This window comes from Klebsiella variicola (genome assembly GCF_000828055.2).
Classification (GTDB): domain Bacteria; phylum Pseudomonadota; class Gammaproteobacteria; order Enterobacterales; family Enterobacteriaceae; genus Klebsiella; species Klebsiella variicola.
In genome coordinates, this window is sequence record NZ_CP010523.2 from 803,620 (window position 1) to 827,882 (window position 24,263).

At 58.3% G+C, this 24,263-nt stretch carries 25 protein-coding genes and 1 other RNA gene; 15 read left to right on the top strand and 11 right to left on the bottom strand.

Features of this window, described 5'->3' with window-relative positions; genetic code table 11:
* Positions 1 to 229 precede the first annotated feature (229 nt).
* A complete protein-coding gene (serA, locus tag SP68_RS03815) occupies positions 230 to 1,462 on the top strand; it encodes a phosphoglycerate dehydrogenase (RefSeq protein ID WP_008806446.1) in 1,233 nt (410 codons plus the stop codon).
* Between the two features lie 83 nt (positions 1,463 to 1,545).
* Here the strand turns inward: serA and SP68_RS03820 are convergent, their stop codons facing one another.
* The 3 genes from SP68_RS03820 to zapA form a co-directional block, all read right to left on the bottom strand.
* Complete coding sequence (locus SP68_RS03820; RefSeq protein WP_012967234.1) at positions 1,546 to 2,142, bottom strand: 5-formyltetrahydrofolate cyclo-ligase; 597 nt, start codon at positions 2,140 to 2,142, stop codon at positions 1,546 to 1,548.
* A gap of 99 nt (positions 2,143 to 2,241) precedes the next feature.
* A non-coding RNA gene (gene ssrS, locus SP68_RS03825) (6S RNA) lies at positions 2,242 to 2,425 on the bottom strand.
* 40 nt (positions 2,426 to 2,465) lie between these two features.
* Positions 2,466 to 2,795, bottom strand: a complete 330-nt coding sequence (zapA, locus tag SP68_RS03830; protein ID WP_004205298.1) for a cell division protein ZapA — start codon at positions 2,793 to 2,795, stop codon at positions 2,466 to 2,468.
* Positions 2,796 to 2,961: 166 nt separating this feature from the next.
* Here zapA and SP68_RS03835 point away from each other — a divergent pair, with 166 nt between their 5' ends.
* From SP68_RS03835 to SP68_RS03870, 8 genes are all read left to right on the top strand, one after another.
* Positions 2,962 to 3,540, top strand: a complete 579-nt coding sequence (locus SP68_RS03835) for a YecA/YgfB family protein (RefSeq protein WP_008806444.1) — start codon at positions 2,962 to 2,964, stop codon at positions 3,538 to 3,540.
* A gap of 23 nt (positions 3,541 to 3,563) precedes the next feature.
* Positions 3,564 to 4,880 carry a Xaa-Pro aminopeptidase gene (pepP, locus tag SP68_RS03840; RefSeq protein ID WP_008806443.1) on the top strand — a complete coding sequence of 439 codons (1,317 nt, stop codon included), beginning with the start codon at positions 3,564 to 3,566 and terminating at the stop codon, positions 4,878 to 4,880.
* Positions 4,877 to 6,055 carry a 2-octaprenyl-6-methoxyphenyl hydroxylase gene (gene ubiH / locus SP68_RS03845; protein ID WP_040968867.1) on the top strand — a complete coding sequence of 393 codons (1,179 nt, stop codon included), beginning with the start codon at positions 4,877 to 4,879 and terminating at the stop codon, positions 6,053 to 6,055. The genes pepP and ubiH overlap by 4 nt, the downstream gene beginning before the upstream one ends.
* A gap of 10 nt (positions 6,056 to 6,065) precedes the next feature.
* Positions 6,066 to 7,268 (top strand): FAD-dependent 2-octaprenylphenol hydroxylase, encoded by a 1,203-nt coding sequence (ubiI, locus tag SP68_RS03850; protein ID WP_040968866.1) that lies wholly within the window; start codon positions 6,066 to 6,068, stop codon positions 7,266 to 7,268.
* Positions 7,269 to 7,690: 422 nt separating this feature from the next.
* Positions 7,691 to 8,785, top strand: coding sequence for a glycine cleavage system aminomethyltransferase GcvT (gcvT, locus tag SP68_RS03855; protein ID WP_008806440.1), 1,095 nt, complete (start codon positions 7,691 to 7,693; stop codon positions 8,783 to 8,785).
* A 24-nt stretch (positions 8,786 to 8,809) separates the two neighbouring features.
* A complete protein-coding gene (gene gcvH, locus SP68_RS03860; RefSeq protein ID WP_020077973.1) occupies positions 8,810 to 9,199 on the top strand; it encodes a glycine cleavage system protein GcvH in 390 nt (129 codons plus the stop codon).
* A 206-nt stretch (positions 9,200 to 9,405) separates the two neighbouring features.
* Positions 9,406 to 12,279, top strand: coding sequence for an aminomethyl-transferring glycine dehydrogenase (gcvP, locus tag SP68_RS03865; RefSeq protein WP_040968865.1), 2,874 nt, complete (start codon positions 9,406 to 9,408; stop codon positions 12,277 to 12,279).
* A 60-nt stretch (positions 12,280 to 12,339) separates the two neighbouring features.
* Positions 12,340 to 13,083: an SDR family oxidoreductase gene (locus tag SP68_RS03870; protein WP_008806437.1), complete on the top strand. Its 744-nt coding sequence runs from the start codon at positions 12,340 to 12,342 to the stop codon at positions 13,081 to 13,083.
* Positions 13,084 to 13,307: 224 nt separating this feature from the next.
* Here SP68_RS03870 and SP68_RS03875 read toward each other — a convergent pair whose 3' ends face one another.
* From SP68_RS03875 to SP68_RS03900, 6 genes are all read right to left on the bottom strand, one after another.
* Entirely contained in the window at positions 13,308 to 13,811 is a 504-nt protein-coding gene (locus SP68_RS03875; RefSeq protein ID WP_032731237.1) for a protein disulfide oxidoreductase, read from the bottom strand.
* The gene (locus SP68_RS03880) at positions 13,801 to 14,412 is read right to left on the bottom strand and encodes a DsbA family protein (protein WP_040968864.1); all 612 of its coding nucleotides are present in this window, start codon (positions 14,410 to 14,412) and stop codon (positions 13,801 to 13,803) included. The genes SP68_RS03875 and SP68_RS03880 overlap by 11 nt, the downstream gene beginning before the upstream one ends.
* 1 nt (position 14,413) lies before the next feature.
* The gene (locus tag SP68_RS03885) at positions 14,414 to 16,423 is read right to left on the bottom strand and encodes a protein-disulfide reductase DsbD family protein (protein WP_040968863.1); all 2,010 of its coding nucleotides are present in this window, start codon (positions 16,421 to 16,423) and stop codon (positions 14,414 to 14,416) included.
* 49 nt (positions 16,424 to 16,472) lie between these two features.
* Positions 16,473 to 16,832, bottom strand: coding sequence for a hypothetical protein (locus SP68_RS03890; RefSeq protein ID WP_012967243.1), 360 nt, complete (start codon positions 16,830 to 16,832; stop codon positions 16,473 to 16,475).
* Between the two features lie 124 nt (positions 16,833 to 16,956).
* The gene (bglA, locus tag SP68_RS03895; RefSeq protein WP_040968862.1) at positions 16,957 to 18,390 is read right to left on the bottom strand and encodes a 6-phospho-beta-glucosidase BglA; all 1,434 of its coding nucleotides are present in this window, start codon (positions 18,388 to 18,390) and stop codon (positions 16,957 to 16,959) included.
* Between the two features lie 119 nt (positions 18,391 to 18,509).
* Positions 18,510 to 19,238 (bottom strand): MurR/RpiR family transcriptional regulator, encoded by a 729-nt coding sequence (locus tag SP68_RS03900; protein WP_012967245.1) that lies wholly within the window; start codon positions 19,236 to 19,238, stop codon positions 18,510 to 18,512.
* Positions 19,239 to 19,288: 50 nt separating this feature from the next.
* Between SP68_RS03900 and yqfB the strand changes: the two genes are divergently transcribed.
* From yqfB to SP68_RS27695, 3 genes are all read left to right on the top strand, one after another.
* Positions 19,289 to 19,600, top strand: a complete 312-nt coding sequence (yqfB, locus tag SP68_RS03905; RefSeq protein WP_008806430.1) for a N(4)-acetylcytidine aminohydrolase — start codon at positions 19,289 to 19,291, stop codon at positions 19,598 to 19,600.
* A gap of 163 nt (positions 19,601 to 19,763) precedes the next feature.
* A complete protein-coding gene (trhA, locus tag SP68_RS03910) occupies positions 19,764 to 20,423 on the top strand; it encodes a PAQR family membrane homeostasis protein TrhA (protein ID WP_008806429.1) in 660 nt (219 codons plus the stop codon).
* A 30-nt stretch (positions 20,424 to 20,453) separates the two neighbouring features.
* Positions 20,454 to 20,792, top strand: coding sequence for a hypothetical protein (locus tag SP68_RS27695; protein ID WP_136071171.1), 339 nt, complete (start codon positions 20,454 to 20,456; stop codon positions 20,790 to 20,792).
* Between the two features lie 46 nt (positions 20,793 to 20,838).
* Here SP68_RS27695 and ygfZ read toward each other — a convergent pair whose 3' ends face one another.
* A complete protein-coding gene (ygfZ, locus tag SP68_RS03915; RefSeq protein ID WP_008806428.1) occupies positions 20,839 to 21,822 on the bottom strand; it encodes a tRNA-modifying protein YgfZ in 984 nt (327 codons plus the stop codon).
* Positions 21,823 to 22,067: 245 nt separating this feature from the next.
* Here ygfZ and sdhE point away from each other — a divergent pair, with 245 nt between their 5' ends.
* Entirely contained in the window at positions 22,068 to 22,334 is a 267-nt protein-coding gene (gene sdhE / locus SP68_RS03920) for an FAD assembly factor SdhE (protein WP_002916312.1), read from the top strand.
* Positions 22,315 to 22,725 carry a protein YgfX gene (locus SP68_RS03925; protein WP_002916310.1) on the top strand — a complete coding sequence of 137 codons (411 nt, stop codon included), beginning with the start codon at positions 22,315 to 22,317 and terminating at the stop codon, positions 22,723 to 22,725. Before sdhE ends, SP68_RS03925 begins: the two co-directional genes overlap by 20 nt.
* Positions 22,726 to 22,731: 6 nt before the next feature.
* Here the strand turns inward: SP68_RS03925 and fldB are convergent, their stop codons facing one another.
* Positions 22,732 to 23,253: a flavodoxin FldB gene (fldB, locus tag SP68_RS03930; protein WP_008806427.1), complete on the bottom strand. Its 522-nt coding sequence runs from the start codon at positions 23,251 to 23,253 to the stop codon at positions 22,732 to 22,734.
* 100 nt (positions 23,254 to 23,353) lie between these two features.
* Here fldB and xerD point away from each other — a divergent pair, with 100 nt between their 5' ends.
* Positions 23,354 to 24,250 (top strand): site-specific tyrosine recombinase XerD, encoded by an 897-nt coding sequence (gene xerD, locus SP68_RS03935; RefSeq protein ID WP_008806426.1) that lies wholly within the window; start codon positions 23,354 to 23,356, stop codon positions 24,248 to 24,250.
* Positions 24,251 to 24,263 lie beyond the last annotated feature (13 nt).

The following is a 24,263-nucleotide window of genomic DNA, read 5'->3' on the forward strand; positions in this document are numbered from 1 at the left end:
TTTCACCTGGTGCAATTTGGTGACTTCTGTCACATTTATGCAACCATTCTGATTAACACGCTACCATTAATCTTCTTTCTGGTGTTTTGTCCTGTCATTTCCCTCTGGATGACATTTCTTCAGGACGGCGACGCAAACGTTCATATTGCCGCGATAGTTTTTTTTGATATGTTGCTGAGACGAACTTTCGTTCAGCACGACATCAGTTAAGACAAAACAGGACGGGGAAATGGCTAAGGTATCACTGGAAAAAGACAAGATTAAATTTCTGCTGGTTGAAGGTGTGCATCAAAAGGCAATCGATAGCCTTCGCGCAGCAGGTTACACCAACATTGAATTTCATAAAGGCGCGCTGGACTCCGAACAGCTGAAAGCGTCGATCCGTGATGCCCATTTCATCGGCCTGCGTTCCCGTACCCATCTGACTGAAGAGATTTTCGCTGCGGCGGAAAAACTGGTTGCCGTGGGTTGCTTCTGCATCGGTACCAACCAGGTCGATCTGAACGCCGCCGCGAAGCGCGGTATTCCGGTGTTTAACGCGCCATTCTCGAATACCCGTTCGGTGGCCGAGCTGGTCATCGGTGAGCTGCTGCTGCTGCTGCGCGGCGTGCCGGAAGCCAACGCCAAGGCGCATCGCGGTGTATGGAATAAGCTGGCGGTCGGCAGCTTTGAAGCGCGCGGCAAGAAACTGGGGATTATCGGTTACGGCCATATCGGTACCCAGCTCGGCATTCTGGCGGAATCGCTGGGGATGCATGTCTTCTTCTATGATATTGAAAATAAACTGCCGCTCGGCAACGCCACCCAGGTTCAGCATCTCTCCGACCTGCTGAACATGAGCGATGTGGTCAGCCTGCACGTGCCGGAAAACGCCTCCACCAAAAACATGATGGGTGCGGAAGAGCTGGCGCTGATGAAGCCGGGCGCGCTGCTGATCAACGCCTCCCGCGGTACCGTGGTGGATATTCCGGCGCTATGCGATGCGCTGGCGAGTAAGCATCTGGCCGGGGCGGCTATCGACGTCTTCCCGACAGAACCCGCCACCAACAGCGACCCCTTCACTTCGCCGCTGTGCGAGTTTGATAACGTGATCCTGACTCCGCATATCGGCGGTTCGACCCAGGAAGCGCAGGAGAACATCGGTCTGGAAGTGGCTGGCAAGCTGGCGAAGTACTCTGACAACGGGTCAACCCTGTCGGCAGTTAACTTCCCGGAAGTTTCTCTGCCGCTGCATGGCGGCCGCCGTCTGCTGCATATCCATGAGAACCGGCCGGGCGTCCTGACCGCCATCAACCAGATCTTCGCCGCGCAGAGCATCAACATTGCCGCGCAGTATCTGCAAACGTCGCCGCAGATGGGCTACGTGGTTATTGATATTGAAGCGGAAGAAGATGTTGCCCAGCAGGCGCTGCAGGCAATGAAAGCGATCCCGGGGACTATCCGCGCCCGTCTGCTGTTTTAATCATTTTTGCCTCTCGGGCAGGTCGCGTACCTGCCCGTTTTTTTGTTAATACTTTCCAGGCTGAAATTCTCGTCCTCGCGTACCTACCAACTCCAGGTTTTTCCCGGGGTGATCACCGCTGGTAACGGGATATCCCACTCTTCGCTTGGCAGGCTATCCACCTGCTGGCAGTCGTGCGCGTAGCCTACCGGCTGCAGGCGATACTGCTGCCAGTTTTGCAGCGTCCGGTCGTAAAAACCGCCGCCCATTCCCAGCCGTTGGCCACTGACATCGAAGGCCACTAGCGGGGTCACCAGCACATCGAGTTCAGCGAGCGGCAGCACGTCCCGCACATCGAGCTTCGGTTCGCGGATTTTCAGGCGATTCACTATCAGTTGGCTCTGTGGATGGTAGTGTAAAAACAACAGGTTTCCGGGGCTAAACGGATGCAGCACCGGGAGATACACCCGTTTGCCGGCGCGCCAGAGCTGGTCAATTAGCGGCTGGGTGTCCAGCTCGCCGTCAAAGGAGAGGAACAGCGCCACGGTATGAGCGAGTACGACCGGCGGCCAGGCCATCATCCGCTCGGCGGCCTGTTGGGCAAACAGGCGCTGTTGCTCCGGGCTGAGCGCGCGGCGACGCTCGCGGATCTGCTGGCGAATATGCTGTCTGGAGAGCGGGATATCAGGCTGTAGGGTCATACAGGTCTCATTACGAGCAAGCGAAACAGTACGAGGAAGTGTAATACAGGGCGGCAGCAGCCGAAAACTAGAGCGTTGGGATAATGCGAACTAAAGAAGGGAATCTCCGAGATGCCGCCGCAGGCTGTAACCCTTGAACCCTTGGTTCAAGGTGAATGTGTCGTCACAGTTTTAAGGCTTCTCGGACGAACCGAGCATGCTCACCAACCGTGGAGCGCCACATTCTTGTGGTATGAAATATCGGCTCAGGGGACTGGCCCGCTTGCAAACATCTCAGAGAAATTTTGTTCTGGAATTACTCTAACACAGTTAACTGCAAAGTGTTATTCAAACTTTGACCCTGGTCTTTCGCTTATGCGACCTTGCTCAAGCAATGCCTGTTCAATGGTCTGCTGAAGCATCCGAATGCGCTGCTCCATGCTCGAAGCGTAGTCGCGGGTCTTCGCTTTTTCCTGAGTCAACTCATAGCTGATGTTCAACGCGGCGATGAAGACCAGCTGCTCAGTATTTGTGACTCTAGTGCGTTCTTTTAAATCTTGCAACCGCTGATTAAGGTCTTCAGCTGCCTGATTCAGGGCATCCCTTTGTTCAGGCGGGCAATTCACTCGCAGTGAACGGCCGAAAATTTGGAGATCTACGGGTTGTGCAGACATGCCACCTTCCTGCTGATTGACTGCGCTGCCTTCACATCCGAGCCTGGGTCTGCGAAGGGGCGACACTATAGCTACCCTGGTGCAGGGATACAAGCCCTTTTCTGGTTCACCAGGGTCCAAAGTGGTAGCATATCATGAATATTCCTCCCAACGATGACGAATGCGCATGTCTATACAGAACGAAATGCCTGGTTACAACGATGTAGACCAGTTACTGAACCAACAAGGGGTCGGCCTCACCCCAGCCGAAATGCACGGTTTGATCAGCGGATTGCTGTGCGGCGGCAACACGGACAGCAGCTGGCTGCCGCTGGTGCACGACCTGACCAACGAAGGGCTCGCCTTTGGTCATGAACTGGCCCAGGCGCTGCGTAACATGCATTCCGCCATCAGCGATTCACTGGATGACGACGGTTTCCTCTTTCAACTGTATCTACCGGAAGGCGATGCGGTAAGCGTCTTCGACCGCGCCGACGCTCTCGCCGGTTGGGTCAACCATTTCCTGCTCGGCCTTGGCGTCAGCCAACCGAAGCTGGATAAAGTGAAAGACGAGACCGGGGAAGCGATTGACGATCTGCGTAATATTGCCCAGCTGGGCTACGATGAAGACGAAGATCAGGAAGAGCTGGAGATGTCTCTGGAGGAGATTATCGAGTATGTCCGCGTTGCCGCACTGCTGTGCCACGACACTTTTTCTCGTCAGCAGCCAACCGCACCGGAAGTCCGCAAACCGACATTACACTAACTAAAATTCGTTCAGGGGGCGTCATGACTCAGCAGGAATTTCTCTCGCGTCGCCAGGCGCTGCTGGCGCAGATGCAGCCAGGCAGCGCGGCGCTGATTTTCGCCGCACCGGAAGCGGTGCGTAGCGCAGATTCGGAATATCCCTACCGGCAGAACAGCGATTTTTGGTACTTCACCGGCTTCAACGAACCGGAAGCGCTGCTGGTGTTGATCAAAAGCGATGAAACGCACAACCATAGCGTGCTGTTTAACCGGGTTCGCGATCTGACCGCTGAGATCTGGTTCGGTCGCCGTCTGGGCCAGGATGCCGCGCCGGCGAAGCTCGGTGTGGATCGTGCGCTGGCGTTTAGCGAAATCAACCAGCAGCTGTATCAGCTGCTCAACGGCCTGGATGCTATCTACTTCGCCCAGGGTGAATATGCCTATGCCGATGAGATTGTGTTTAACGCCCTCGAAAAACTGCGCAAAGGCTCGCGCCAGAATCTGCAGGCGCCGAACTCGGTCATCGACTGGCGGCCCATCGTGCATGAGATGCGCCTGTTTAAATCTGCGGAAGAGCTGGCAGTGATGCGCCGCGCCGGCGAAATTTCCGCCCTTGCCCATACCCGGGCGATGGAAAAATGTCGCCCTGGCATGTTCGAGTATCAGCTGGAAGGCGAAATTCTCCATGAATTCAACCGCCACGGCGCGCGTTTCCCGTCCTATAACACCATCGTTGGCGGCGGCGAAAACGGCTGCATTCTGCACTACACCGAAAACGAATCCGAGCTGCGCGATGGCGATTTAGTGCTGATTGACGCCGGCTGCGAATACCGCGGCTATGCGGGCGATATCACCCGCACCTTCCCGGTTAACGGTAAATTCAGCAAGCCGCAGCGTGAAATCTACGACATCGTGCTGGAATCGCTGGAAACTGCGCTGGAACTGTATCGTCCGGGCACCTCCATTTATGAAGTTAATCAGGAAGTGGTGCGCATTATGATTACCGGCCTGGTGCGGCTGGGGATCCTGAAAGGCGAGATTGACGAGCTCATCGCCAACAACGCCCACCGCCCGTACTTTATGCATGGCCTGAGCCACTGGTTGGGTCTGGATGTGCACGATGTCGGTAATTACGACACCGACCGTTCGCGGGTACTGGAACCGGGAATGGTGCTGACCGTCGAGCCGGGACTGTATATCGCCACCGATGCCGACGTGCCGGCCCAATATCGCGGCATCGGCATTCGTATTGAAGATGACATCGTCATTACCGAAGACGGCAACGAAAATCTCACCGCCAGCGTGGTGAAGAAGGCGGATGAGATCGAGGCGCTGATGGCGGCGGCGCGCCAGTCATGAGCGTGCTGATCGTCGGCGGCGGGATGACCGGGGCGACGCTCGCGCTGGCCATCTCCCGTTTGACCGGCGGCGCCCTGCCGGTCCATCTGATTGAGGCGCAGGATCCGCATTCGTCACGCCATCCCGGTTTTGACGATCGGGCAATTGCCCTGGCGGCCGGTACCTGCCAGCAGCTGGCGCGCATTGGTATCTGGCAGACCCTGGCTAAACGAGCGACGCCCATCCAGCGGGTCCATGTCAGCGACCGTGGTCACGCTGGTTTTGTGAACCTGGCGGCGGCCGATTACGGCTTGTCGGCGCTGGGGCAGGTGGTTGAACTCCACGATGTCGGCCAGCGGCTGTTTAGTCTGCTGCGCGAGGCGCCGGGCGTCACCCTGCACTGTCCGGCGAAAGTGGAAGCGGTCAGCCGCCGCGAGGAGAGCGTCAGCCTTACGCTTGAGGGCGGCGAAATCATCAACGGTAAGCTGCTGGTGGCGGCGGACGGTTCCCGTTCGTCGCTGGGCGCTCACTGCGGCATCAGCTGGCAGCAGCAGCCGTATGAGCAGATAGCGATCATTGCTAACGTTAGCACTGCGTTGCCGCACGAAGGCCGCGCCTTCGAGCGCTTTACCGAGCATGGCCCGCTGGCGATGCTGCCGATGTCGCAAGGGCGCTGTTCGCTGGTGTGGTGCCATCCGCAGTCGCGGCGCGACGAGGTACAGAGCTGGTCTGACGAACGTTTTTGTCAGGCGTTACAGCAGGCATTCGGCTGGCGGCTGGGGCGTATTCCCCATGCCGGTAAGCGCAGCGTCTATCCGTTAGCCTTAACCACCGCCACCCGTGCGGTGTCGCATCGCCTGGCGCTGGTCGGTAATGCGGCGCAGACGCTGCATCCGATCGCCGGGCAGGGCTTTAACCTCGGCCTGCGCGACGTGATGAGCCTGGCGGAGATGCTTGCCGATGCGCATGTGGCCCGCGACGATGTGGGCGATTATTCCCTGCTGTGCCGCTACCAGGCACGGCGGGCAGGTGATAAAGCCGCCACTATCGGTGTCACCGATGGGCTGGTGCATCTGTTTGCCAACCGTTGGGCGCCGCTGGTGGCGGGGCGCAACGTCGGTCTGATGGCCATGGACTTATTTACCCCGGCGCGCGATGCGCTGGCGCAGCGTACCCTCGGTTGGGTTCCCCGTTAAGGAGTAAAACGTGCAAAGTGTTGATGTTGCCATTGTTGGCGGTGGAATGGTGGGACTGGCGGTAGCCTGCGGTTTACAGGGCAGCGGCCTGCGCGTCGCGGTGCTGGAGAAAGCAGCGCCGCAGCCTCTGGCCGCCGATGCGCCGCCGGCGCTGCGCGTTTCGGCGATCAATGCCGCCAGCGAAAAGTTGCTGACTAAGCTGGATGTCTGGCGCGAGATCGTCGCCCAGCGTGCCAGCTGCTATCACGGTATGGAAGTGTGGGACAAAGACAGCTTCGGCCGCATTAGCTTCGATGACCAGAGCATGGGCTTTAGCCATCTGGGCCATATTATTGAAAATGCCGTGGTGCATCACGCATTGTGGCAGAAAGCGCAGCGCTGCGCTGACGTCACCCTGCTGGCGCCTGCGGAACTACAGCAGGTGGCGTGGGGTGAAAACGAAGCCTTTCTCAGCCTGCAGGACGGCAGCATGTTGACCGCGAGGTTGGTGGTGGGCGCTGATGGCGCGAATTCATGGCTGCGTAATAAGGCCGATATTCCGCTGACCTTCTGGGATTACCACCATCATGCGCTGGTGGCGACGATTCGCACCGCTGAGCCGCATCAGGCGGTGGCACGCCAGGCGTTCCATGGCGAGGGTATTCTGGCCTTCCTGCCGCTCAGCGATCCGCACCTGTGCTCGATCGTCTGGTCGCTGTCGCCAGCGGAAGCGAAGCGGATGCAGGGGGCTGATGAAGCCACCTTCAACCAGGCGCTGAATATCGCCTTCGATAATTGCCTCGGCCTCTGCCAGCTGGCAAGCGAACGTGAAGTTTTCCCGCTGACCGGCCGCTATGCCCGTCAGTTTGCCGCCCACCGCCTGGCGCTGGTCGGCGATGCCGCGCATACCATCCACCCGCTGGCCGGGCAGGGGGTGAACCTTGGCTTTATGGACGCCGCCGAGCTTATCGACGAGTTGAGGCGCCTGCATGCGCAGGGGAAAGATATCGGCCAGCATTTGTACCTGCGCCGCTATGAGCGCAGCCGCAAACACAGCGCCGCGCTGATGCTGGCGGGTATGCAGGGATTCCGCGAAATGTTCTCCGGCAGCCATCCGGCGAAGAAATTCCTCCGCGACATGGGGCTCAAACTGGCCGATTCGCTGCCTGGCGTAAAACCGCAGCTGATTCGTCAGGCGATGGGCCTCAACGATCTCCCCGCCTGGTTACGTTAACCCCGTCACACTTCTTTTACCCGGCCTGCGTGCCGGGTTTTCTCCCTCATTTGAAATATTCTAATTTCACCTCTTTTTTCGCATTAGTTTTATTAATGCGCTCTTTTTTTTGTTAAAGAAATTAGGCCCGTAAAATCGCATAAAACACCATCATTGCCTTATCGATGAAAGCTTAATGTTAATTTTATGTGGCATAAATCGCTTTTTTCCAGTCAATAACTCTGTAGTCTTTTCGGCGGATTTTAGTCATAAGCTAATGTGATGCCCTGAATGAGCTTATGGTTTAGCGCCGGGTTCGGTGGTAAGTTCAGGCAAAAGAGAACGTTTGCGTCGGCGTCCGTCAGCGGTGCCGTCGCCGAATTTCGTGGCGCAAAATCGCCGACAATCTCGTGGCTGGTTCCGTTTTATTCGATGAGGAAAAGATGGCTCAACAGACTCCGTTGTATGAACAACACACGCTATGCGGCGCTCGCATGGTGGATTTCCATGGCTGGATGATGCCGCTGCATTACGGATCCCAGATTGATGAGCACCATGCGGTGCGCGGCGATGCAGGGATGTTCGATGTGTCGCATATGACCATCGTCGATTTCCACGGCAGCCGGATCCGCGAGTTCTTGCGCTATTTGCTGGCCAACGATGTGGCGAAGCTGACCACCCCAGGCAAAGCGCTCTACACGGGAATGCTTACCGCCTCCGCCGGCGTCATCGATGACCTGATTGTCTATTTCCTTTCTGAAGATTATTTCCGCCTCGTTGTTAACTCCGCCACCCGCGAAAAAGACCTCGCCTGGATCTCCGAGCAAGCTGAACCTTACGGCCTTGAAATTACCGTTCGCGACGATCTGTCGCTGATCGCGGTGCAGGGCCCCCAGGCGAAAGCGAAGGCGGCGACGCTGTTTACTGATGCGCAGCGTCAGGCCGTGGAAGGCATGAAGCCGTTCTTTGGCGTGCAGTCCGGCGACCTGTTTATCGCCACCACCGGTTATACCGGCGAAGCGGGCTATGAAATTGCGATGCCGAACGAGCAGGCCGCTGATTTCTGGCGCGGTCTGCTGGACGCTGGCGTTAAGCCGTGCGGTCTCGGCGCGCGTGACACCCTACGCCTGGAGGCCGGGATGAACCTGTATGGCCAGGAGATGGACGAAGGCGTCTCCCCGCTGGCGGCGAACATGGGCTGGACTATCGCCTGGGAGCCCGCCGATCGTAACTTTATCGGTCGCGAAGCGCTGGAGATGCAGCGCGAAAAAGGCACCGAGCAGCTGGTTGGCCTGGTGATGACCGAGAAAGGCGTCCTGCGCGGCGGCCTGCCGGTCCGTTTTACCGATAGCGACGGTAATCAAAAAGAAGGCATTATCACCAGCGGCACCTTCTCGCCGACCCTGGGCTACAGCATCGCGCTGGCGCGCGTGCCGGCCGGGATTGGCGACACCGCGGTGGTGCAAATTCGTAACCGTGAAATGCCGGTAAAAGTGACTAAACCTGGTTTTGTACGCAATGGCAAAGCCATTGTGTGATTTCCCTTTTTTGGAGATGAATTGATGAGCAACGTACCAGCAGAACTGAAATACAGCAAAGAACACGAATGGCTGCGTAAAGAAGCAGACGGCACCTATACCGTCGGGATCACCGAGCATGCGCAGGAGCTGCTGGGCGACATGGTTTTCGTTGACCTGCCGGAAGTGGGCGCCACCGTTGAAGCGGGCGCTGATTGCGCCGTTGCCGAATCCGTGAAAGCGGCTTCCGATATCTACGCGCCGATTAGCGGTGAAATCGTTGCCGTCAACGAAGAGCTGAACGACTCTCCGGAACTGGTCAACAGCGACCCGTACAGCGACGGCTGGATCTTCAAAATTAAAGCCAGCGACGAAGCGCAGGTTGCCGCGCTGCTGGATGCCGCCGCGTATGAAGCTTTACTGGAAGACGAATAAATACGCTTCATCCTTCACGCTGCAGGGGTGTTGGCTTCCTGGCTCCCCCCGGTCACTTACTTTTGTAAGCTCCCGGGGAGTCGCTGTGTCGCCGCCTTCCTGCAACGCGAATGATTTTGCGTATTCTGGCCCGGTAAGCATCAGCGCTTGCCGGGCAAACCAGTCAGACAATCACGATTCACCGCACGTTTCAGGAACCATCGCTCATGACTCAGACTTTAAGTCAGCTTGAAAACCGCGACGCCTTTATTGAACGTCACATTGGCCCGGACGCTCAGCAGCAGCAAGAGATGCTGAAGACCGTCGGCGCGGATTCGCTTAACGCCCTGATTGGCCAGATTGTGCCGCAGGATATCCAGCTGGCGACCCCACCGCAGGTGGGCGACGCGACTACCGAATTCGCCGCGCTGGCGGAGCTGAAGGCGATTGCCGGTCGCAACAAGCGCTTCAAGTCTTACATCGGCATGGGCTACACCGCCGTGCAGCTGCCGCCGGTCATTCAGCGCAACATGCTGGAAAACCCGGGCTGGTATACCGCCTATACCCCTTACCAGCCGGAAGTCTCCCAGGGCCGTCTGGAATCGCTGCTCAACTTCCAGCAGGTCACGCTGGATCTGACCGGGCTGGATATCGCTTCCGCTTCGCTGCTCGATGAAGCCACCGCCGCCGCCGAAGCGATGGCGATGGCCAAACGCGTCAGTAAACTGAAGAACGCCAACCGTTTCTTCGTTGCCGCCGACGTCCATCCGCAAACCCTGGACGTGGTGCGCACCCGCGCGGAAACTTTCGGCTTCGACGTGATCGTCGATGACGCCGACAAAGTGCTCGATCACCAGGATGTCTTTGGCGTGCTGCTGCAGCAGGTGGGCACCACCGGTGAAATCCACGATTACAGCAAACTGATCGCCGAGCTGAAAGCGCGCAAAGTGATTGTCAGCGTCGCCGCCGACTTTATGGCGCTGGTGCTGCTGACGGCGCCGGGCAAGCAGGGCGCGGATATTGTCTTCGGTTCCGCCCAACGCTTCGGCGTGCCGATGGGCTATGGCGGCCCGCACGCGGCCTTCTTCGCGGCGAAAGATGAATTCAAACGCTCCATGCCGGGCCGGATTATCGGCGTATCGAAAGATGCGGCGGGTAATACCGCGCTGCGCATGGCGATGCAGACTCGCGAGCAGCATATCCGCCGCGAGAAAGCGAACTCCAACATTTGTACCTCGCAGGTTCTGCTGGCCAACATCGCCAGCCTCTACGCGGTATTCCACGGCCCGGCGGGCCTGAAACGTATCGCTGGCCGCATTCATCGCCTGACCGATATTCTGGCCGACGGCCTGCAGAAGAAAGGGCTGAAGCTGCGTCATGCGCACTACTTCGATACCCTGTGCGTCGAAGTGGCGGATAAAGCTGCGGTGCTGGCGCGTGCCGAAGCGCTGCAGATTAACCTGCGTAGCGATATTCACGGCGCGGTTGGCATTACGCTCGATGAAGCGACCACCCGCGAAGATGTGCTGAACCTGTTCCGCGCCATCGTCGGCGACGATCACGGTCTGGATATCGATACCCTGGATAAAGACGTGGCGCTGGATAGCCGTTCGATCCCGGCGGTGATGCTGCGCGACGATGCGATCCTCACCCATCCGGTGTTTAACCGCTACCATAGCGAAACCGAGATGATGCGCTACATGCATGCGCTGGAGCGTAAAGATCTGGCGCTGAACCAGGCGATGATCCCGCTGGGCTCCTGCACCATGAAACTGAACGCCGCGGCGGAGATGATCCCGATCACCTGGCCGGAATTTGCCGAGCTGCACCCGTTCTGTCCGGTCGAGCAGGCGGAAGGTTATCATCAGATGATCGCCCAGCTTTCTGACTGGCTGGTGAAACTGACCGGCTATGACGCCGTCTGTATGCAGCCGAACTCCGGCGCGCAGGGCGAGTATGCTGGCCTGCTGGCGATTCGCCACTATCACGAAAGCCGCAACGAAGGCCATCGCGATATCTGCCTGATCCCAAGCTCCGCGCACGGCACCAACCCGGCTTCCGCGCAGATGGCGGGTATGCAGGTCGTGGTCGTTGCCTGCGACAAAAACGGCAACATCGATCTTGCCGACCTGCGTGAAAAAGCAGAGCAGGCAGGGGCGAATCTCTCCTGCATCATGGTCACCTATCCGTCAACCCACGGCGTGTATGAAGAGACCATCCGTGAAGTGTGCGAGATCGTGCACCAGTTCGGCGGCCAGGTTTATCTCGATGGCGCCAACATGAACGCCCAGGTCGGGATCACTTCTCCGGGCTTTATCGGCGCCGACGTTTCGCACCTCAACCTGCATAAAACCTTCTGCATTCCGCACGGCGGCGGCGGTCCGGGTATGGGCCCTATCGGTGTGAAAGCGCACCTGGCGCCGTTTGTACCGGGCCACAGCGTGGTTCAGATTGAAGGTATGCTGACCCGTCAGGGCGCGGTTTCCGCCGCGCCGTTCGGCAGCGCTTCCATTCTGCCGATCAGCTGGATGTATATCCGCATGATGGGCGCGGAAGGCCTGAAGCAGGCGAGCCAGAACGCGATCCTTAACGCCAACTATATCGCTACCCGGCTGAAAGAGGCTTACCCGGTGCTCTATACCGGCCGCGATGGTCGCGTGGCGCACGAATGTATTCTCGATATTCGTCCGCTGAAAGAAGAGACCGGCATTAGCGAGCTGGATATTGCTAAACGCCTGATCGACTTTGGTTTCCATGCGCCGACCATGTCCTTCCCGGTTGCCGGGACGCTGATGGTTGAGCCGACAGAATCGGAAAGCAAGGTAGAGCTGGACCGCTTTATTGACGCCATGCTGGCGATCCGCGCGGAAATCGACCGCGTCAAAGCCGGTGAATGGCCGCTGGAAGACAACCCGCTGGTGAACGCGCCGCACACCCAGGGTGAGCTGGTGAGCGAGTGGAACCATCCGTACAGCCGCGAGCTGGCGGTATTCCCGGCTGGGTTGCACAACAAGTACTGGCCGACGGTGAAACGTCTGGATGATGTCTACGGCGACCGCAACCTGTTCTGCTCCTGCGTGCCGATGAGCGAATACCAGTAAGTGGTGAATTAGCTAAACTTTTAAAGGCGCTGCGGCGCCTTTATTTTTTGGAGGGAAGGTATGGCGATAGCTCTGATTAGCGGCGCGAGCCGCGGCATAGGCCGGGCGACGGCGCTGCTGCTGGCGCAGGAAGGGTATACCGTCGCGGTTAATTATCATCACAACATTAACGCCGCCACCGAAGTGGTCAATACCATTGTTGAATCTGGCGGCAAAGCCACGGCGCTGCGGGCGGATATCAGCGATGAAGCGCAGGTGATGGCGATGTTTGAGGCGGTTGACCGCATGGGCGAACCGTTGACGGCATTGGTCAACAATGCCGGGATCCTGTTTACCCAATGTACGGTGGAGAGCCTGAGCGCCGAGCGTATTAACCGCGTGCTGGCCACCAACGTCACCGGCTACTTCCTCTGTTGTCGTGAGGCGGTAAAGCGCATGGCGCATCGGCATGGCGGCAAGGGCGGGGCGATAGTTAACGTGTCGTCGGCGGCCTCGCGCCTTGGCGCGCCGGGCGAGTACGTTGACTATGCCGCGTCGAAAGGGGCGGTAGATACCCTGACCACCGGGCTGGCGCTGGAAGTGGCGGCGCAAGGGATCCGGGTGAACGGCGTGCGTCCGGGGCTGATTTATACCGAGATGCACGCCTCCGGCGGCGAACCGGGACGCGTGGACCGGGTAAAAAATTCGCTGCCGATGCAGCGCGGCGGCCAGCCGGAAGAGGTCGCTCAGGCCATTGCCTGGCTGCTGAGCGACAAAGCGTCGTATGTGACGGGCAGTTTTCTTGAACTGGCGGGCGGTAAATAACCCATAGATGTCTATTGCCCGGCGGCGCTGCGCTTGCCGGGTAACCTTCCCGGATAGCGGCTACGCCTTATCCGGGCTACCCAACGATGCGTACCCGTAGCCCGGCTGAGCGCAGCGCGAGCCGGGGAAACCTTCCCGGATGGCGGTTACGCCTTATCCGGGCTACCCAACGATGCCTACCCGTAGCCCGGCTAAGCGCAGCGCGAGCCGGGGAAACCGACGGTCTACCAGGAGGCCAGCCACAGCCTCAGGCGCATTCCCCAACCGCTGGTCCAGCCGGTGGTAACCGACTTCACCTCGCCTTGAGAAATGACCACCAGCGTTGGCGTTACCCGAATGTCCCACTGCCGCGCCAGTTGGCCGCTCGGGTCATTCACCGTCGGCAGCGTCATTTTCTTCCTGGTCAGCCACTTCTCCAGCGCGGCGTTATCGCCGGAACGCAGGGCTACCGTCAGCACATTGCCGCCGTCGGCGGCAAGCGATGCCACCGACGGCGTGGTATAGCGACAGACTCCGCACCAGGTCGCCCAGACGTACAGCAGCAGCGGCTTTTGCTGGCTCATGGCGTTCAGATCCAGCGTCCTGCCGTCGAGTGTCTGCAGCGATGTGGCGCTGACGTTTTGCGGCAGCGCGGGCTGGCGAAAATAATCCACCGCCAGGCTCACCGCCGCGCCAATCAGCAGCCACACCGCCAGCTCGCGCAGCCAGCGCCTGATTTTACTGGCCACGGGCTTTCCCCAGCTGTTCTTTCACCAGCCCCTCCAGGTCTTCAGCAGGGATCGCGCCGGCCACCATCTGATCGCCGATGATGGTCGCCGGGGTGCCCTGAATATTCAGCACCTGCGACAAAATCAGGTTCATCTTCAGCGAATCCATGGTCTTGTCATCAATACTGACGTCATCGGTGGCGGTTTTCTTCTGTGCGGCGGCGATACTGGCGTCATCGTGATAGCCTTTTTTTGCCATCAGCCGCTGATGCAGCGCCCAGAATTTATCGGGCTGCTGACGCCAGGTGGAGAGCGCGGCTTTAGCGGCATTCACCGAACTCTGCCCTTTAAACGGCAGCAGCTTAACGATGAGCTGAATATCCGGATTATCGTGGACGATTTTTTCCAGCAGCGGATCAAACTGTTTGCAGTAAGGACAGTTGTAATCGGTAAACGAGACGATTGTGAGTTTTGGCTCTTTCGCGCCGGTGCGCGGGCTATTCGGATCGTTAAACAGCAGCTGGGCTAACTGGTCATTACCGTTCGATTGCGGTTTTTCCGCCGGCGCGGCGAAGCTGAAGGCCGATACGCACAGCAGTAATAAGGCGGTGATAGCTCTCATGTTATTTTCCTTTAGCGGCGGACAGGGTGGCGAGAAGTTGTTCGCGGTCTAACAGCGCAGGCAGGATCTCTCCCTGCGGCAATCCCGGTCCGTAAATCTGGTTAAACGGCACCGCGGCGTTGCCGCGTGCGGTTAAAAACTGACTAATGTCGGCGGAGGGTCGGCTCCAGTCGCCGCGTAAGGCGACCACGTCTGGCGCTGATAGCGCCTGCTGGATGTCGTCGCGCAGCAGCACGTTGTATTTATTGGCTTTACAGGTCACGCACCAGTCGGCGGTGACATCAATAAATACCCGTTTATGCTCCGCAAGGCCGTTAGCGATAGCCTGCTCGCTGAGCGGCTGCCAGTTAACCCGGTCGCGGCGCGGGCCCTGGCCGTCCTGTTGGGCGACAAAGGCGACGGCGCCCGCCACCACGATGGCCAGAGCGCCCGCGCGCAGCGCCGTACGCCAGCGGTAGCGCCAGGCGGTGGCCAATAGCAGGCCGATGGCCAGAATCACCAGCAGGGTAAGCACCGGCGTGCGGCCGATGTGGATCGTCAGCAGGCTAACCAGCCATAGTGCTGAACCAAGCATCATTAGCCCCAACACCACGCGCAGATGATTCATCCAGCGGCCTGGACGTGGAAGTCGTTGCGCCAGCCCCGGCCAGGCGACAATAAGCAGCCACGGCAGGCTCATGCCGATCCCCATGGCGAAGAAAATCCCCCACAGCAGCGGCAACGGCGCCACCAGCGCTACCGACACGGCGGTACCGAGGAACGGCGCGGTACAGGGCGTCGCCAGCAGGGTGGCGAAGGCGCCCTGCCAAAAATGGCCCATCAAGCCGTTGCCGCCGCGGGTGGCGAGGAAGGTACTGGCGCTGGAGGAGAGACGGATTTCGAATAGTCCCAATAAACTGGCGCTGAACAGCACCATCACCAGTGCCATCGCGCCGATAAACCACGGGTTCTGGAACTGGATCCCCCAGCCGAGCGCCTGATTACCTAAGCGTAGCGCGGTCATCATCAGCGCCAGCGCCAGGAAGGAGACGACGATCCCGCATACCGAGGCGAGGAACTGCCGCCGCACCGCGCCGCGTTCACGACGTTCGGTTTGCACCAATGAGCCGAGTTTCATCGCCAGCACCGGCAGCACGCAAGGCATGACGTTGAGAATAAGCCCGCCGGCCAGCGCCATCAGCAGCACCCAGCCTAACGCCAGCCCCGGCGCGGTACTGCCGGCGGCGATGGCGATTTGGCTTTCCTGCGCCGGGCCGCTATCGGCCAGCACCAGCGACAGCGTTTTGCCGCTCAGATCCGGCGCCGCTTCGCCCCAGCTATCGGTGACCGGTACGGTGGCGGTTAACGTATCGCCGCGGCTGGTAAAACTCGGCGTGCCGAAATCGACATCCTCCATGCTGTCGATAAACAGCGCTGGCTGCTGCCAGCCGGCATCGCGGCGGGCGGTTACCGTCAGCTTTCCGCTGACGTAGCTGGCGCTAAGCGCCGAGGTGAGACCGTCGCGCAGGGGCAGCGTGCCCATCGCGCGGGTGAAATCGTAATTAAATTGCTCCCCCGCCGGAGCCGTCATATCCAGCGAAAAGGGGTAGTCAGTGAGAATGCAGACATTGCTGCAGGTAGAGAGCGTCAGGACGCCGCTAAGCGTCGGCGGTATTTTCCCGCGCAGGGTCATCGGGAAGCTGACGTCGCCGTGATACCCCTGAGTGGAAATACCCGCGACGTCGAAGCGCTGCGGCGTCGGCCAGCGCCAGTTAACCTCCAGCGGCGTGTGCCAGGCGATAGCTGGCGCGATGCCGCCTTCGCCCGGCGAACGCCAGTAGGTTTTCCAGCCCTTTCCCAGCGCTACGTCTAAAAGCAGGCGGGTGTCGCCATTGCTTCCGCTTTGCGCCCGCAGGCGCACGCTGGCGTGTTGATTGTCGGCGACGCGCAGCCAGCCGCTATCGGCGGCCTGGCTGACGGGCAGCCATAGCCAAAGCAGGCAGACCAGCAGTCGCCTGAATACCATAAACATAAATTTTCTCCGTAAGTAATAAATTAACCTGAGCTGTCAGGAGAATTAATCACTCACGGAAGACGCATAATCGCAGATGCACCCGCAATCGGGGTGGGGAGATAACGCGGGGAGGCCACTGGCGTTCGATACGCGGCGGGATCGCCGCCAGCACCGCCAGCAGCAGAGTGATAGCCAACAGCGCCCCTTCAAACAGCATCGGCGGAACGGCCATCAGCGACTTGGCGCTGAGCTCGCACGGCGTGACCGGCGCCTCGGCCTTATCCGGGTTTTGCTGTAGCGACGGGCTGTCGGCGGTGAGGTTCATGACCAGCGCGTGCATCCCGGCCATCCGCTGGGCGGTGCAGGTCAGCACCACCAGACAGGCCAGGAGGACAAAAAGAATGGCTTTGCGTTGTCGCTTAATCATGATCGCCTCAAATATTCACGCGGCCTATCTTATCGGGCGAACGCGTTTTGGCAATGGTAAAGCTGTAAAGAAGTGTCTGGCGGATAAGTGATTTGCCCCCTCCCGGCCGGGAGAGGGCGGTCAGTTACAGATTCTCACCGTTGCTGGCGATGACTTCTTTGTACCAATTAAAGCTCTTCTTGCGCGAGCGGGACATGTCGCCGGTGCCGTCATCGTGTTTATTGACGTAGATGAAGCCGTAGCGTTTGCTGTACTGCCCGGTAGTGAAGGAGACGCAGTCGATGCAGCCCCATGGGGTATAGCCCATCAGATCGACGCCGTCATAAGTCACCGCTTTGATCATCTCTTCGACGTGGGCGCGCAGATAATCGATGCGGTAGTCATCGTTGATGCTGCCGTCGGCTTCGACTTTGTCGTAGGCGCCGAAGCCGTTTTCCACGATAAACAGCGGCTTCTGGTAGCGCTCATACAGTTCGCACAGGGCGTAGCGCAGGCCAACCGGGTCAATCTGCCAGCCCCAGTCGGAGGCTTTGACGTGCGGGTTCGGCACGCTGCCTTCGAAACCGGAAATGGCATCGCCGGTGCCGCCCTCAGCTTTCACCGCGTTGGTCATGTAGTAGCTGAAGCCGAGGTAGGCGCAGGTGCCTTCGCGCAGGATCTGCGCGTCGCCGTCTTCCATTTTGATGTTGAAGCCACGGCGTTCCCATTCATTCAACACATAGCTCGGGTAGTAACCGCGCAACTGGACATCGGTAAAGACGTAGCGTTCGCGCATCGACTCCTGGGCGAACATGACATCTTCCGGTTTGCAGGAATAAGGGTAGAGGGCGACCATCGCCAGCATGCAGCCGACCTGCATATCCGGGTTGATACGACGGGCCGCTTTCACCGCCAGCGCGCTGGCGACAAACTGGTGATGCAGCACCTGGTACATGGTCTCTTCCGGATTTTCATGCTCGGTATAGACCACGCCGGAACAGCAGTAGCCGAACAGCGGCGCGCGCCAGTTGCGCTGGTTATTGATCTCGTTAAAGGTCATCCAGTATTTCACTTTGTGCTTATAGCGCTCGAAGACCACTTCGGCGAAGCGCACAAAGAAATTGACCACTTTGCGGTTGGTCCAGCCGCCGTACTGCTGTACCAGATGCAGCGGCATTTCAAAGTGGGAAAGGGTGATCACCGGCTCGATGTTGTACTTCAGCAGTTCATCGAACATGTCATCGTAGAATTTCAGCCCTTCTTCATTCGGCTGAGTTTCGTCGCCCTGCGGGAAGATGCGGGTCCAGGCAATAGAGGTGCGGAAGCACTTGAAGCCCATCTCGGCGAACAGCTTGATGTCTTCTTTGTAGTGGCCGTAAAAATCAACCGCTTCGTGATTAGGGTAATATTTACCCGCTTCGACCTGGTGGGTGATTTCGCGCGGTACGCCGTGCGCCCCGCCAGTCAGCACGTCGCAGATGCTCGGGCCTTTGCCGCCTTTATTCCAGCCGCCTTCAACCTGATGCGCGGCGACCGCGCCGCCCCACAAAAAGTCTTTGGGAAGAGTCAATTTTTTCATCTTTGCTAATCTCTCTGAATGACTATTGCGATTGAGTCTAGCAAAGCGAAATTGAATGTCACGATATAACAAATTCCGCTAAAGGTAATATGTTACATCGAAAAAACAGGCTGTTATTTTTAGCTGATTTTGCGCGCTAATTTACGTCCTAGCGATTCAAGGATATAGATCACCGGAATTTGCGTTGTAATATCGTAGACGCCGCCGATGCGCGTCTGCGGCACGTGCCAGGAGAGATTGAAATCAGCCAGTTTCGCCAGTCGCGAATGCTCGTGGCTGGTAATCGACATCACCTTGCAGCGGTGCAGGCTGAACTGGCTGGCGAAGCGCAGGATCTCTTCGGTTTCGCCGGAGACGGAAAGCACGATCGCCAGCGCGTTACGGGCCATATCATTGGTTACCGGAAAATAGGGGTCGTCAATATGGTTGCTGAATTTCCCGACGTTGGAAAAGAAGCGTGCGCCATATTTCGCCAGCGCGCCGGAGGTGCCGGCGCCGACGAAAATAATACGTTCCGAAGCGAGAATAATATCCACGGCCTGCTCGAGTAATTCATCGAACTCGTCATTATTGACGCTTTTAAAAAAGCTCATAATTTCGCTGGCGCCGATATTTGCCTGTTGAGGCTCATTCTGCTCAAGATATAATTTAAAGCGTACGCGAAATTCAGAGTAGCCCTCGCACTGCAGTTTGCGGCAGAAGCGCAACACGGTGGTGGTGGAGACCCCGGCGGCCTCGGCCAGTTCGCGGATGGTCATGTACATCACTTTGTCACGATTCTTAATGACATAGTGATAGACCATCATCTCAAGATTATTGAGACTGGCGACAGCGGCGTGGGAGAACATACTCACAGTGGCGAACTCACAATTCATAATGACCAGGACGGAATTATATCATGCAGGCCAATGACATTACCTTTTTTCAGCGTTTTCAGGAGGACATCCTTGCCGGGCGCAAAACGATTACTATCCGCGATGCGGCGGAATCGCATTTTAAACCGGGTGACGTCCTGCGCGTTGGGCGCTATGAAGATGACGGCTATTTTTGCACCATCGCCGTGACCGCCACCTCGACGGTGACGCTCGATACGCTAACTGAACAGCATGCTCAACAGGAGAATATGACCCTCGAACAACTGCGGCAGGTGATTAGGGAAATCTATCCTGCGGAAGATCGGTTTTATGTTATTGAATTCAAACGCCTTTAAATAAAACCGGCACAGGTGTTAGTTGAAATAACATTGTAACATTATGATTTTAATGTATTTACAAATATACATCGTTTTATTTTAGCTAACAGGTGTTCACTGGAATCATTCTCAGTTACCCTAAGTGGGCAATGAAAGCGTTCTTGTTTTCACGGAGTCAAATATGGTGCGCAAACCATTAATCACTCAGGGATATTCTCTGGCAGAGGAAGTTGCCAACAGCATCAGCCACGGGATCGGGCTGGTGTTCGGTATTGTCGGCCTCGTGTTGCTGCTGGTGCAGGCGGTAGACACCAACGCCAGCGCGACGGCGATCACCAGCTACAGCCTGTACGGCGGCAGCATGATTATGCTGTTCCTCGCCTCTACGCTCTATCACGCGATCCCGCATCAGCGGGCGAAACAGTGGCTGAAAAAGTTCGACCACTGCGCTATCTACCTGCTGATTGCCGGGACCTACACGCCGTTTTTGCTGGTGGGGTTGAATTCACCGCTGGCAAAGGGGCTGATGATCGTCATCTGGAGCCTGGCCCTGCTGGGGATCCTGTTTAAGCTGACCATCGCGCACCGCTTTAAAATTCTGTCGCTGGTGACTTATCTGACCATGGGCTGGCTGTCGCTTATCGTGGTCTATCAGCTGGCAGTGAAGCTGGCGGTGGGCGGCGTAACGTTGCTGGCGGTCGGCGGGGTGGTGTACTCGCTGGGGGTCATCTTCTACGTCTGCAAACGTATTCCCTATAACCACGCTATCTGGCACGGCTTCGTGCTCGGCGGCAGCGTGTGTCACTTCCTGGCGATCTATCTGTACGTCGGCCAGTCCTGATAAACATTCCACGGTGGCGCTGCGCTTACCGTGGCTACGGTTATCTGCGGCCTGGAAATCCCACGGTGGCGCTACGCTTACCGTGGCTACGGTTATCTGCGGCCTGGAAATCCCACGGTAGTGCTGCGCTTACTGTGGCTACGATACTCTGCCGCCTGGAAATCCCACGGTGGCGCTACGCTTACCGTGGCTACGGTTATCTGCCGCCTGGAAATCCCACTGTGGCGCTGCGCTTACTGTGGCTACGGTTATCTGCCGCCTGGAAATCCCACGGTGGCGCTGCGCTTACCGTGGCTACGGTTATCTGCCGCCTGGAAATCCCACGGTGGCGCTACGCTTACCGTGGCTACGGTATTTGCAGTCAAGTAGCCCGGCTAAGGCGCGAGCGCCGCAAGCCGGGAGTCATAACGCTTTATTACACGTCTTCCAGCGAATAGGGCAGCGGTTCGATGCGCAGGCTTCCGGCATCGTCGCGCACGCGGAAGATGCTGTCCGGCTCCATATCGTTATTCATCACCACCTGCACCAGCAACTGGCCATCATCCAGCTGAACCGCCGCAAGCACCGTCCCGGTGCGGCGCCAGTTGTCGCCCATTTTCAGCTCCAGATCTTCCCCCGCTTCCGGCACCCGGCTGGCGGTCCCTGACAGCGTCCACAGCGCGCGCTTATTGGCGCCGCGGAATTTCGCCCGCGCCACCATCTCCTGACCGGTGTAGCAGCCTTTCCTGAAGCTGATACCGCCCAGCGCCTGCAGGTTGGTCGCCTGCGGAATGAACTGCCCGCTGTTGGCGCTGTCGATAACCGGCAGACCGGCTTCAATATTCAGCGCCAGCCACTGCTGGCTGTTATTGAGCTGCGCTTCGCCGCGCAGCGCATCGGTAACGCGATTGGCGGTGTCGACATCAGTCACCAGCAGGAAGCGTTCACCTGGATGTTCAAACCACAGCAGGCTGGTGGCGCCTTCGCTGACCACCGGGGCGGCCGCGTCGGGCAGGGCAGCGAACAGCGGCGCCAGCGCGGCGCGCGCCTGGAAGCCGGCCACCCCCAACAGAACCAGATCGTCGTTGGCGGCGATGGTGACTTTAGAGAAGACGGCATATTTTTTCAGTTCGGTCAGCTGTACGTCGCGCAGGCTGCGGCGCTCGATCCATGCGAAGCCGCCGTCGCGGCGGAATACGCGCAGATTGCTCCACATCTTGCCTTTGGCGTCACAGTGGGCGGCAAGCAGATGCTGAGCATCGGTGAGATTGCTCACATCGGCGGTAATCTGCCCCTGCAGATATTTTTCGCTATCCGGCCCGCTAATCGTCGCCAGCGCCCAGTCATCCAGGGTCATCAGCGTTAACGGCAGACGAGCGGAAGAGGAAGGCTGACGCGGAGGAAAAGGTGTAAAAGCCATAGTCATATCCTGAATCGCTTAACGCAGTGTGTGTGACCAATGGTAAAAGAGCTATAGTGCATTGCAAGTGCTTTCAACAGGCCATTTGTGCGCTGGCGTGAGACAGCCGCCTGACGCAGGGAATCAATAAGCCCATCATTATTTTATGGTTTTTATGGAAGGATGCTCGCATTCAGCGATATTCCTGTAAAGTTACGGCAGAAAACGGGTTAAACTAACCTATATTTTGCTGTTGGAAGGTCAACATGGACATTAACAATAAAGCACGTATCCACTGGGCATGCCGCCGCGGGATGCGCGAACTCGACATCTCCATCATGCCGTTCTTTGAGTATGAGTACGATACCCTCAGCGACGCTGACAAACAGCTGTTCATTCGCCTGCTGGAAAATGACGATCCGGATCTGTTCAACTGGCTGATGAACCACGGCAAACCGGCCGATGCGGAGCTGCAGCGGATGGTAACCTTAATTCAGACACGGAATCGGGAACGTGGTCCTGTGGCAATCTGATCTCCGTATCTCCTGGCGCGCGCAGTGGTTTTCCCTGCTGCTCCACGGCGTTGTGGCGGCGCTGGTGCTGTTGGTTCCCTGGCCGCTAAGCTACACCCCGATCTGGCTGCTGCTGTTGTCGCTGGTAGTGTTTGACTGCGTGCGCAGCCAGCGGCGGATCCATGCCCGTCGCGGAGAGATAAAACTGCTCACCGATTCCCGTCTTCGCTGGCAAAACGCCGAATGGGAGATCCTCGGGACGCCGTGGGTCATCAATAGCGGTATGCTGCTGCGTTTACGCCATGTCGATACCCGGCGCGGGCAGCATCTGTGGCTGGCGGCGGATAGCATGGATGCCGGAGAATGGCGCGATCTGCGCCGGCTGGTGCTGCAAAAACCGGCGCAGGAGTAAGCGGCGTCAGGAGAAGTGTTCGGCCATTTCGCCGAGGATCTGCTCGCACCAGCTCTGGATGCGCTCGTCGCTCAGGTCGTACTGATTGGTTTCATCCAGCGCCAGGCCAACGAACAGTTGGCCATCGGCGATAACCGGTTTTGGACTGGTGAACTCATAGCCTTCGGTTGGCCAGTAGCCGACAAACTTCACGCCTTTGGTCGCCAGCTTGTCGTGCAGCATGCCCAGTGCGTCAAGGAACCATTCGCCATAGCCCAGCTGATCGCCCATGCCGTACAGTGCGACGATTTTGCCTTCCAGGTCCAGGGTATCCAGTTGCTCCCAGACCGCCTCCCAGTCTTCCTGAATTTCGCCGAAATCCCAGGTCGGGATGCCGAGGATCAGTACGTCGTACTGGCTCATCAGCGCGGGGGAATCGTCTTTCAGATTGTGCAGCGTCACCAGCTCAGGGCCGATGATATCGCGGATTTTCTCCGCAGCCATTTCGGTATAGCAGGTACTGGAGCCGTAAAAAAGACCTATATTCATCGCGTAAACGTCTCAATTCTTGCCGTGAATTGCGCCCAGTGTACCAGAAAGGCGGCCTCTTAAGGCATAATGAGACCGTATAACGAACAAAGAGGCCGATGTGAAACAGGATCTGGCACAAATCGAACAGTTTCTCGATGCCCTTTGGCTGGAGCGGAATCTGGCGGAGAATACGCTCAGCGCTTACCGTCGCGATCTGACGATGTTAGTCGAGTGGCTGCACCATCGCGGCCTGTCGCTGGCCAGCGTCGGCAGCGACGATCTGCAGGCGCTGCTGGCCGAGCGGCAAACCGGCGGCTACAAAGCAACGAGCACCGCACGTCTGCTCAGCGCCGTGCGCCGGTTCTTCCAGCATCTGTACCGGGAAAAAATTCGCCCGGACGATCCCAGCGCGCTGCTGGCTTCGCCGAAGCTGCCGCAGCGGTTGCCGAAGGATCTCAGCGAGGCGCAGGTTGAACGTCTGCTGCAGGCGCCGCTGGTGGAGCAGCCGCTGGAGTTACGCGATAAGGCGATGCTGGAAGTGCTGTATGCCACCGGTCTGCGCGTCTCGGAACTGGTTGGCCTGACGATGAGCGATATCAGCCTGCGTCAGGGCGTGTTGCGGGTCATTGGTAAAGGCAACAAAGAACGTCTGGTGCCGCTGGGCGAAGAGGCGGTAATGTGGGTAGAAAATTACCTCGAATATGGTCGCCCGTGGCTACTGAATGGCGTGGCGTCGGATGTCTTATTTCCCAGCCAGCGCGCACAGCAGATGACGCGTCAGACCTTCTGGCACCGCATTAAACACTATGCCGTCCTGGCGGGGATCGACAGCGCGAAACTCTCCCCGCACGTATTACGCCATGCCTTCGCCACGCATTTGCTCAATCACGGCGCCGACCTGCGCGTGGTGCAGATGCTGTTAGGACACAGCGATCTCTCCACCACGCAGATCTACACCCACGTGGCGACCGAGCGTCTGCGACAACTTCATCAACAGCACCACCCGCGGGCGTGAGTGCTGAACAAAA